This window comes from Caballeronia sp. LZ028, assembly GCF_031451415.1.
GTDB lineage: Bacteria > Pseudomonadota > Gammaproteobacteria > Burkholderiales > Burkholderiaceae > Caballeronia > Caballeronia zhejiangensis.
Map to the genome: position 1 here is coordinate 2,972,099 of NZ_JARUXN010000001.1, position 10,163 is coordinate 2,982,261.

Consider the following 10,163-nt stretch of genomic DNA (forward strand, 5'->3'; position numbering starts at 1 on the left):
TAGTTACCGATCGGTAACATGTCAAGCATGCAGCAGAAATCATCGAGGATCCGATCTTGACCCGAGTAACGTCCGATCAGCCGAAAACCGCCGCCCGTCGCAACGCGCGCACGGACGCGGCGACCGCGCAGGAGCAATTGCTCGACGCGGCGCAGGAGCTTTTCTATCGCGACGGCATCCGCGCGATCGGCGTCGATGCCGTCGTCGCGCGTGCGGGCGTCAATAAAATGAGCCTGTATCGGCAATTCGCGTCGAAAGACGAACTCGTCGTCGCGTATCTGGAGCGCATGGATGAAAGATTCCGGCGGCGCTTCGAGGCGAGCGTCGCGAAACATCCCGGCGAGCCGGCGAAACAGCTCGTCCAGGCGCTCGAAGATCTGGTGAAGCGCGCGTCGTCGCCCGATTACCGCGGCTGCCCGTTCGTGAACATCGCGTGCGAATTCGGCGATCCGGCGCATCCCGCGCGCCAATCGGTCGAACGCAACAAAAGTTACCTGATGACCCGTCTCGTCGAAATTTCGGCGGCCGCCGGAGCGGATAATCCCGTCGAGCTGGCGGAATCGCTCGCGTTGCTCGTCGACGGCATCTACGCGACGAGCCAGACCTACGGCCCCGGTTCGGGCCCGCTGCTCGCCGCGCCGCGCATCGCGCGCACGCTGATCGCGGCGGCCTGCGCCGCGCATCGCAAACAGGAAGATTCATGAATGACAGCAGCAACCGCGACGAAGTGATCGCGGCGACCCGACACTGGCTCACCCGCGCGGTGATCGGACTCAACCTGTGCCCGTTCGCGAAGAGCGTGCATGTCAAAGAGCAGATTCGCTATGTGGTGAGCGAGGCGCGCGGCGTGGACGACCTCGTCGTGGAACTGACCGATGAACTTCGCCTCTTGCGCGACACCGACGCGGAAGTAATCGACACGACGCTTTTCATCACGCCGCACGCGTTCGCCGATTTCGCCGACTATAACGACGCGCTCTTCTTCGCCGAGCGCCTCGTCGATCAATTGGGACTCGCGGGCGAATTGCAGATCGCGAGTTTTCATCCGGACTATCGGTTCGAAGGCACCGGGCCCGACGATATCGACAACTACACGAATCGCGCGCCGTACCCGACGTTCCATCTGATCCGCGAAGCGAGCATCGATCGCGCGGTGGCTGCATTTCCCGATGCAGCCGACATCTACGAACGCAATATCGAAACGCTGCGCCGTCTCGGGCACGACGGCTTCGCAGCGTGGATGAAAGAGAAGTCCTGATCAGTGCGCGGGCGCGAAAAAGCGCTCGCGCAACTCGTCCAGCCCGAGCGTTTCCAGCACGTCAGACAGCCTTTGCGCAGGCCGGCCGCGCGGCAAGTCCTTGAATTGCGCAACGATGAGCTCGTTCTTCATCGAATGTTCCCAGCCGACGAGTTCCGTTACGCTCACCTGATAACCGTGCGATTCGAGCTGCAGGCAGCGCAGCACGTTCGTGATCTGGCTCCCGAATTCGCGCGTGTGCAGCGGATGCCGCCACATTTCCGTCAGCACGTTCTTCGAAAGCGAGTGGCCCTTGTTCTTGCGCAGCACCGAAGCCACTTCCGCCTGACAGCACGGCACCACGACGATGTATTTCGCTTTCTTTTGCAGAGCGAACTGGATGGCGTCGTCGGTGGCGGTGTTGCACGCGTGGAGCGCGGTGACGATATCGATCGAATCAGGTAGACGATTTGAATCAATTGATTCGGCCACCGACAGATTCAAAAATGACATCCCCGTAAACCCGAGTCGGCCAGCCAATTCTTCCGATTTTTTTACCAGCTCTTCGCGCGTCTCGATTCCAAAGATGTGTGACCGATCGCGCAGAGTCTTGAAGAAGAGATCGTAGAGAATAAACCCAAGATAGGATTTTCCTGCACCGTGATCGACAAGTGATACGGCCCCTTGGCGCTCGTGAACTTCGGCGAGAAGCGGTTCGATGAACTGATAGAGGTGATAGACCTGCTTCAGTTTGCGGCGGCTGTCCTGATTCATCTTGCCGTCGCGCGTGAGGATATGGAGTTCCTTCAGCAGTTCGATCGACTGGCCTGGACGAATCTCGTGTTTGGTGGATGGGTCGGGTGTGCCCGGAGCCGACGCGGAGGACTTCCTGGTCATCTTGAAGGTGTGTTGAATAAAAAAAGCGGAGCAGTTCGCGCCGAATGTGCGCTAACCGCTGGTTCTGCCGTCTCAAAAGGGGAAGTTTACCCAAAAGCGCGAAGACGCTCTTGTTCCAGCCACGGCTGATCGGCCAATGCGTGGCAGCAAACGCATGGAACGGATTGTGCATCGTCGGACAATGAGGCCATTGGAAAAGACGACACAGCGTGGCCTCGCGGCTGCGTACCGATGCAGCAAGCAGGAGCAACAAGCCAGTAACAAGCCGTGCCTCGACACGTCGAACGTCGTCACCCGCGCCCACCTTGTTACGTAACACCTAACGCACAGCGCGGCGAATGCGACTCGCCGGCGCCATGAACATGAGAGGACGGCGATGGATGCGATCCCGGACAAGAAAGCAGAGAAACAATTTCAGGAGATGCTCGCGGCACTGACCGCGATGCCCGCGTGGAGCGAAAAGCAGCAACTCGAACTCGAAATGGCACGAGAGATTTCCGTGGAGATGTTGCGCCTCGCCGAATCGATGCGCGACGGCTCCACCGATATCGAAACGTGCCTGACCATGCTGAAGTACGCCAAGGTGATGGATTTCGTCCTGACGACGCTCGCGTCACGCCGCGAGATTGCGCCGCAAACGTTGCGCGTGATCTTCAAGCTGGCGGGTCTGAAGGTCGATGAAGCCTATCCGGGCTGACGCGATCGCGCGTCTGAAACCGGTGCGCGTTCCGAGCGCGCGCCGGCGTCAGCTTTTGCGTTTGGTCATGAGGCGCGCCGCGGACTGACGCATGTGCCGCTGCATCGCGGCTTGCGCCTGTATGGCGTCGCGCGCTTCCAGTGCTTCCAGAATCTCGCGATGCTCGCCAAGCGCGGCCGCCCACGTTTCCTCTCCTTCGAAGTGCCCACGTAGTGTCGATGACAGCGGACTATGCCGCTCGTCATACAGACTGCCGACCGTTCGCACGAGCACGTCGTTGCCGGTCATCTGCGCGATCGCGATGTGAAACGCGCGATCGGCCGCCATCGGCACTTGGCCGTTCGCGACTTCGCGCGCCATCGTCTCGTACACGGCGCGCAACGCCTTGATCTCTTTCGGTTTCGCGAACGGCGCGACGCTCGCCGCGATCGCGCCCTCGATTACGCCGCGCGCGTTCATGATCTCGATCGGGCTTTCGCCCAGTTCCGCTTCGCTCGTCGCCGGCTTCGCCGACGGCGCCGCGACGATGTACACGCCCGAGCCCATGCGAATTTCGACGCGCCCTTCCAGTTCCAGCGCGACAAGCGCCTCGCGCACCGATGGCCGTGACACGCCGAGCGTCTGCGCCAGTTCGCGCTCGGACGGCAAGCGGCCGTTCGGCGCGAAATCCTGCTGTTCGATCAGCCCGCGCAGCTTGTCGGCGATCTGTAGATAGAGGCGACGCGTTTCGGCTGGTTTGACGCTCACGAGCTGGCTCCTGCTTTTCGTCTCGGGGAAAACGTGGATTGTAATCAGTGGAAGGGTTGACGCGCCGTGGGGCGGGCGTTTGCCGTCCGCAGACTGCTTACAAGTGGCTTGACCAATTCTATTTCAAGACACTAGTATGCAATCCGGTAAGGCCAGGTGGGCCAATTTTTTTACGGCGATCTGGAACCGTTCCCAGACGAAATTCCTCCCTAGCGCGCGCGACGATGAGCAATCCGATTCTCCAATTCGGCACCAGCCGCTTTTTGCAGGCACACGTCGATTTTTTCGTGACCGTTGCAGCGCGCCGCGATCCGGCGAAAGCGCTCGGCAAGATTACCGTCGTCCAGACGACGTCGAGCGCCGACAGCCGCGCGCGTGTCGATGCCTTGCGCTCGGCCGGGCGTTATCCGGTGCGCATCCGTGGCCGTCAGCGCGATGAAACCATCGATATGACGGTCGAATGCGATGCCATCACCGAAGCGCTGCACGCGAACGAAGACTGGCCCTTGCTGATCGAGCGCGTGAAGCGCGACGTGAAAGTGATCGTCTCGAACACCGCCGACGCAGGGTACGCGCTTTTCGATGAAGACACCGCCGATCTGCTCGACGGCCAGCGCACGCCGCGCGGCTTCGCGGCGAAGCTCGCGGTGCTGCTGCACGCGCGGCATCGCGCCGGCGGCGCGCCGATCACGCTTCTGCCCTGCGAACTCGTTTCGCGCAACGGCGATACGCTGCGCGATCTGGTGATCGGCGTGGCGCGCGGCTGGAACGTCGACGACGCGTTCATCGCTTATCTGACGAACGACTGCGTGTGGGTGAATTCGCTCGTGGACCGCATCGTGTCGGAGCCGATACAACCTGTCGGCGCGATCGCGGAGCCGTACGCGCTGTGGGCGATCGAGCGTCAGGACGGCATGGTATTGCCGTGCGAGCACGAGGACATCGTCGTCACCGACGATCTCGCGCACTACGAACGCCTCAAGCTTCTGATGCTGAATCTCGGTCACACGATGCTCGCGCAGATCTGGCGCACGCGCGACGGCTCGCCGGACATGACCGTACTCGACGCGATGCGCGATCCGGCCTATCGCGAGCCGCTCGAAGCGACGTGGCGCGACGAAGTGCTTCCCGTATTCGCGGCGCTCGGCAAGGGCGACGTTGCGGCCGACTACCTCGCGAGCGTGCGCGACCGCTTCGAGAACCCGTTTCTCGTCCATCGGCTCGCTGACATCGCGCGCAATCACGACGAGAAGAAAGTTCGACGCTTTCAGCCCGTCATCGATCTGGCGCGCGAACTGAAGCTCGACATCGAACAAACGCGTCTTCGCGACGCACTCGAAACCGCCTGACGACCGGCCCGACCGATTTTCAATCACGGCTCACCGCGCCGGCATCGCGGATCGAGCTGGAACACATTGAAGTGCCGCCCCATTGAGGAGACAAACGATGCGCAAAATGCGTTGGGTAGTGATATTTCTGGCCTTTCTGGCAATCGCGATCAATTACATCGATCGTGCAAACCTTGCGGTCGCCGCGCCGCAAATCGAAAAAGCGCTCAATATCGGCCCGGCCGAAATGGGCTTCATCCTGAGCGGCTTCTTCTGGAGCTACGCGCTCATGCAGATGCCGTTCGGCTGGTTCGTCGATCGCGTCGGCGCACGCATCGCATTGCCGCTCGCGGTGGGCTGGTGGTCGGTGTTCACGGCGTTGACCGCGGTTGCGACGAGCGTCGTCGGCATGTTCGGCTGCCGCCTGATGCTGGGCGTCGGCGAAGCGGGCGCGTATCCGTCGTGCGCGAAGCTCGTGTCGCAATGGTTCACAAAATCGCAGCGCGCATTCGCGACCAGCATCTTCGATTCGGGCTCGCGCGTGGGTTCGGCACTGTCCATTCCGGTCGTCGCGTTCATCATCAGCTCGTTCGGCTGGGAAGCGTCGTTCGTCATTACCGGCGTGATCGGCTTCGTGTGGATTCTCGGCTGGTTCCTGATCTACCGTAACAAGTCGAAGGGCGATCTCACCGGCGAAACCGATGTCGCGCCGGTGCCGGTTGCGCCGAAGAACAAGGTGTCGTGGGCGTCGCTGTTCAAGTACCGCACGCTGTGGGGCATGATGCTCGGCTTCTTCTGCCTGAACTTCGTGATCTACTTCTTCATCACCTGGTTCCCGAGCTATCTCGTGCAGGCGCACGGCTTCTCGCTGAAATCGCTCGGCACGCTCGGCACGATTCCCGCGCTGATGTCGATTCCCGGCGGCTGGCTCGGCGGCTTCATCTCCGATTCGCTCTTCAAGCGCGGCTGGAGCCTGACCGCCGCACGCAAGACCTGCATGGTCGGCGGCATGCTGATGTCGTCCGTCATCACGCTGTGCGCGTTCGTCGAAAACATTTATCTGATGCTCGCGTTCTTCGGCATCGCTTACGCGAGTCTCGCGTTCGCCGCTGCATCGATCTGGTCGCTCCCGAGCGACGTCGCGCCGACGCCGGATCACGTCGCGTCGATCGGCGGCATCCAGAATTTCGCGTCGAATCTGGCAGGCATCGTCATCACCACGTTCACCGGCGTGATGCTCGCGATCACCAAGGGCTCGTTCGTGATTCCGCTGTGCGTCGCGGGCGGCTTCTGCTTCCTCGGCGCGTTCAGCTATCTTTTCATTGTCGGCAAGATCGAACCGCTCAATCGCGCCGAAGAAGAGCAAGCCCGGCGCGACGACGGTCGCGCACCTTCCACGGTCTGAGTCTGAGAACAAAACCATGTCCACCACATCCACCGACCATGCGGTCATCCGGCTGCATCCCAACGACGACGTCGTGATCGCGACGCGTCAGTTGCTCTCCGGCGCGCGGATCGCGTCGGAGGATCTCGTCGTCGCCGGGCTGATTCCGCCGGGCCACAAGATAGCGACGCGCGATATCGCGGCGGGCGCGCCCGTGAAGCGCTACAACCAGATCATCGGCGTGGCGAAGGAAGCGATCGCGCGCGGGCAGCACGTCCACACGCACAATCTGTCGATGGCCGATTTCGCGCGCGAGCACGAGTTCGGCGTCGATCTGCATCCGACGCCGTTCGTCGACAAGACCGCGACTTTCATGGGCATCCGCCGCGAGGACGGCCGCGTCGCCACGCGCAATTTCGTCGGCGTGCTGACGAGCGTGAACTGCTCCGCGACGGTCGCCCGCGCGATCGCCGATCATTTCCGGCGCGACGTGCATCCGGAAGCGCTCGCGGATTACCCGAACGTCGACGGCGTGATCGCGCTGACGCACGGTCTCGGATGCGGCATCGACATGCAGGGCGAAGGGCTCGGCATCTTGCGGCGCACGCTTGCGGGTTACGCGGTGCATCCGAATTTTCATTCGGTGCTGTTCGTGGGTCTGGGATGCGAGACCAATCAGATTTCAGGTGTGCTCGAATCGAGCGGGCTGAAGGACGGTTCGCATCTGAAGAGCTTCACGATTCAGGATAGCGGCGGCACGCGCAAGACGATCGAACGCGGCATCGCGCTGGTGAAGGAAATGCTCGCCGATGCCAATCGCGTGCAGCGCGAGCCGCTGCCGGCGTCGCACCTGATCGTCGGTTTGCAGTGCGGCGGGTCGGATGGCTATTCGGGCATTTCGGCGAATCCCGCATTGGGCGCGGCGGTCGACAAGCTCGTCGCGCATGGCGGCACGGCGATTCTTTCCGAAACGCCGGAAGTGTATGGCGCGGAGCATCTGCTGACGCGCCGCGCGGTGAGCCGCGAGGTCGGAGAGAAACTGCTCACGCGTATCAAGTGGTGGGAAGAATACTGCGCGCGCAATGGCGCGGCGATGGACAACAATCCGTCGGCAGGCAACAAGGTCGGCGGATTGACGACGATCCTCGAAAAATCGCTCGGCGCGGTCGCGAAAGGCGGGACAACGAATCTCGTCGAAGTGTACGAGTACGCTCAGCGCATCGACGCGAAAGGCTTCGTGTTCATGGATTCGCCCGGCTACGATCCGATGTCGGCGACGGGCCAGGTTGCATCGGGCGCAAATCTGATCTGCTTCACGACGGGACGCGGTTCGGCTTATGGATGCGCGCCGTCGCCGTCGCTCAAACTGGCGACGAACACCGCGCTGTGGGAACGCCAGGAAGAGGACATGGATATCAATTGCGGCGGCGTGATCGACGGCTCCGCGACCATCGAACAACTCGGCGACGAAATCTTCCAGATGATGCTCGACTGTGCGTCAGGCGTGGCGTCGAAGAGCGAACTCCACGGGTATGGGCAGAGTGAGTTCGTGCCTTGGCAGGTGGGTGTGGTGACTTGAGGCTTCTATTTTGGTGAAAAAACGCGCCGTGTTCCGGCGCGTTTTTCTTCGATCAGGCCGGTCCGAGGTCGATTTGGATTGGCTCGTCCGAGCAGTCGAACACCGTGCCGTGAAGCCGCACTTCGCGCCATTCGCGAAAGAGTTTGAGCGATCGCTTCTGCGGCCACAATGCGTCGTCCGTGTACCGGTCGTCGAGCATCTGGTCGAAGATCGTCTGCCAGTTTCGGTTGATCCATTTTTCGGCGGACTCGATAACATCGTCGCCTCCGCATGGAATCAGGAACGTGTCTGGGTCGTCGCGCGCCTCGTCGAAAAGAACGGGACGCTGCGGATCTGGTGCCGGATCGGCGCGATTGATCCAATCGACGAACGGCTGCTTCGGCAAGACGACAGCAACCGCTCGATTGGTGATGAGAAGCGCATCGGATGGCATGTTCGCGACCTCGTTGGGAGCGCGGACGATCAGACCGTCTCGGCGTGTTGGGCCATCATCTGCAACGCGACGGCTTCCGCCACTTCGATGCCGTCGATCGCAGCCGAATAGATGCCCCCAGCGTAGCCCGCGCCCTCTCCCGCCGGATAAAGCCCCTCCACATTGACGCTCTGATAGTCGTCCTTGCGACGCACGCGGATCGGCGACGACGTGCGCGTCTCGACACCGGTCAACACTGCGTCGTGCATCGCGAATCCCTTGATCTTCTTGTCGAGCTCGGGCAACGCTTCGCGAATCGCTTCGATCACGTAATCGGGCAGCGCGGTGCTCAGATCGGTCGGCTTTACGCCCGGCTTGTAGGACGGCGCCACGGAACCGAGCGAAGTGGATGCGCGCCCCGCGATGAAATCGCCGACGAGTTGCCCCGGCGCGGAGTAGTCGCCGCCGCCGAGTTCGAACGCGCGCTCTTCCCACTTGCGCTGAAACGCGATGCCGGCCAGCGGGCCGCCCGGGTAGTCATCCGGCGTAATGCCGACGACGATGCCCGCGTTCGCGTTACGCTCGGCGCGCGAATACTGGCTCATGCCGTTCGTCACGACGCGGCCCGGCTCGGACGTCGCCGCGACGACCGTGCCGCCCGGGCACATGCAAAAGCTATAGACCGCGCGTCCATTGCTGCAGTGATGGACCACTTTGTAGTCGGCGGCGCCGAGCTTTTCGTGGCCGGCGAATTTGCCGAAGCGGCTTCTGTCGATCACGCCTTGCGGATGCTCGATCCGGAAGCCGAGCGAGAACGGCTTGGCCTCCATGTAGACGCCGCGTTCGTGCAGCATCTCGAACGTATCGCGTGCGCTGTGACCGACGGCGAGCACGACGTGATCGCAGCGCAGCGTTTCGCCCGTCGAAAGTTTGAGCCCGCGCACCTTGCCGTTATCGATGTCGATGTCTTCAACCCGGTGCTGAAATCGCACTTCCCCGCCAAGCTGATGGATTTGCGCGCGCATCTTCTCGACCATGCTCACGAGCCGGAAGGTACCGATGTGCGGCCGGCTCAAATACAGAATGTCTTCCGGCGCGCCAGCTTTGACGAACTCGTCGAGCACCTTGCGGCCGTAATGTTTGGGATCCTTGATCTGGCTGTAGAGCTTGCCGTCCGAGAATGTGCCTGCGCCGCCTTCGCCGAACTGCACGTTCGATTCCGGATTGAGCTCGTTGCGACGCCAGAGGCCCCACGTGTCTTTCGTCCGCTCGCGCACCGCTTTGCCGCGTTCGAGAATGATCGGCCGAAAACCCATCTGCGCGAGGATCAATCCGGCGAAAAGCCCGCACGGTCCCATGCCGATGACGACGGGACGCAGCATCGTCGATTGCGCCGGCGCTTTTGCGACGAAACGATACGCCATGTCGGGCGTCACGCCGCAGTGCGGATGCGGATGCGCTTCCAGTCGCTTCAACACCGACGCTTCGTCTCGCAACTCGACATCGATGATGTAGGTGAGCTTGATATCGGCGCGCTTGCGGGCATCGTGTGCGCGGCGAAATACGTGAAAGCTCACGAGTTCGTTCGCGCCAACGCCGATTTCCGCGAGACGCGCGAGAACCGCAGTTTCGATAGCCGATTCGGGATGATCGAGCGAGAGCTTGAGTTCGCTTAGACGTAGCATGGGAAGTCGACGGCGCTGCCGTACTTTTTGAAAAGCTGTAGAGAGATTCTAGCGCTTGCGCAACGCGCACTTCGCGGATTTGCAGATACCGTGCTTCAAACGCAAAAACCCCACCTTTTGGGGTGGGGTTTTTGTTTGAAGCATGAGGAGCCTGACGATTACCTACTTTCACACGGGTATCCGCACTATCATCGGCG

The 10,163-nt window shown here is 61.7% G+C and carries 10 protein-coding genes; 6 read left to right on the forward strand and 4 right to left on the reverse strand.

The window, feature by feature from the left end; all coding sequences use genetic code 11:
- Positions 1–56: 56 nt before the first annotated feature.
- Together QCE58_RS14030 and QCE58_RS14035 are read left to right on the forward strand one after the other, a co-directional pair.
- Positions 57–704 (forward strand): TetR/AcrR family transcriptional regulator, encoded by a 648-nt coding sequence (locus QCE58_RS14030; RefSeq protein WP_250481679.1) that lies wholly within the window; start codon positions 57–59, stop codon positions 702–704.
- Positions 701–1,258, forward strand: coding sequence for a DUF1415 domain-containing protein (locus QCE58_RS14035; protein ID WP_250480701.1), 558 nt, complete (start codon positions 701–703; stop codon positions 1,256–1,258). The genes QCE58_RS14030 and QCE58_RS14035 overlap by 4 nt, the downstream gene beginning before the upstream one ends.
- Here the strand turns inward: QCE58_RS14035 and QCE58_RS14040 are convergent, their stop codons facing one another.
- On the reverse strand, positions 1,259–2,134 hold the full coding sequence (locus QCE58_RS14040; RefSeq protein WP_250481680.1) for an SAM-dependent methyltransferase: 876 nt from the start codon (positions 2,132–2,134) through the stop codon (positions 1,259–1,261). It lies immediately after the preceding gene.
- Positions 2,135–2,510: 376 nt separating this feature from the next.
- Here QCE58_RS14040 and QCE58_RS14045 point away from each other — a divergent pair, with 376 nt between their 5' ends.
- Complete coding sequence (locus QCE58_RS14045; RefSeq protein ID WP_008344375.1) at positions 2,511–2,831, forward strand: hypothetical protein; 321 nt, start codon at positions 2,511–2,513, stop codon at positions 2,829–2,831.
- A gap of 48 nt (positions 2,832–2,879) precedes the next feature.
- Here the strand turns inward: QCE58_RS14045 and QCE58_RS14050 are convergent, their stop codons facing one another.
- Entirely contained in the window at positions 2,880–3,578 is a 699-nt protein-coding gene (locus QCE58_RS14050) for a FadR/GntR family transcriptional regulator (protein WP_175983099.1), read from the reverse strand.
- A gap of 224 nt (positions 3,579–3,802) precedes the next feature.
- Between QCE58_RS14050 and QCE58_RS14055 the strand changes: the two genes are divergently transcribed.
- The 3 genes from QCE58_RS14055 (at position 3,803) to QCE58_RS14065 (ending at position 7,869) form a co-directional block, all read left to right on the forward strand.
- Positions 3,803–4,927, forward strand: coding sequence for a mannitol dehydrogenase family protein (locus QCE58_RS14055; RefSeq protein WP_250481681.1), 1,125 nt, complete (start codon positions 3,803–3,805; stop codon positions 4,925–4,927).
- A gap of 97 nt (positions 4,928–5,024) precedes the next feature.
- Entirely contained in the window at positions 5,025–6,311 is a 1,287-nt protein-coding gene (locus tag QCE58_RS14060; RefSeq protein ID WP_008344369.1) for an MFS transporter, read from the forward strand.
- Between the two features lie 16 nt (positions 6,312–6,327).
- Positions 6,328–7,869, forward strand: coding sequence for a UxaA family hydrolase (locus QCE58_RS14065; RefSeq protein ID WP_250481682.1), 1,542 nt, complete (start codon positions 6,328–6,330; stop codon positions 7,867–7,869).
- A gap of 52 nt (positions 7,870–7,921) precedes the next feature.
- On the opposite strand, the gene QCE58_RS14070 is transcribed toward QCE58_RS14065, so the two are convergent.
- Positions 7,922–8,254 (reverse strand): hypothetical protein, encoded by a 333-nt coding sequence (locus QCE58_RS14070; protein WP_250481683.1) that lies wholly within the window; start codon positions 8,252–8,254, stop codon positions 7,922–7,924.
- A gap of 77 nt (positions 8,255–8,331) precedes the next feature.
- Complete coding sequence (locus QCE58_RS14075; protein WP_250435243.1) at positions 8,332–9,966, reverse strand: NAD(P)/FAD-dependent oxidoreductase; 1,635 nt, start codon at positions 9,964–9,966, stop codon at positions 8,332–8,334.
- Positions 9,967–10,163: the final 197 nt, after the last annotated feature.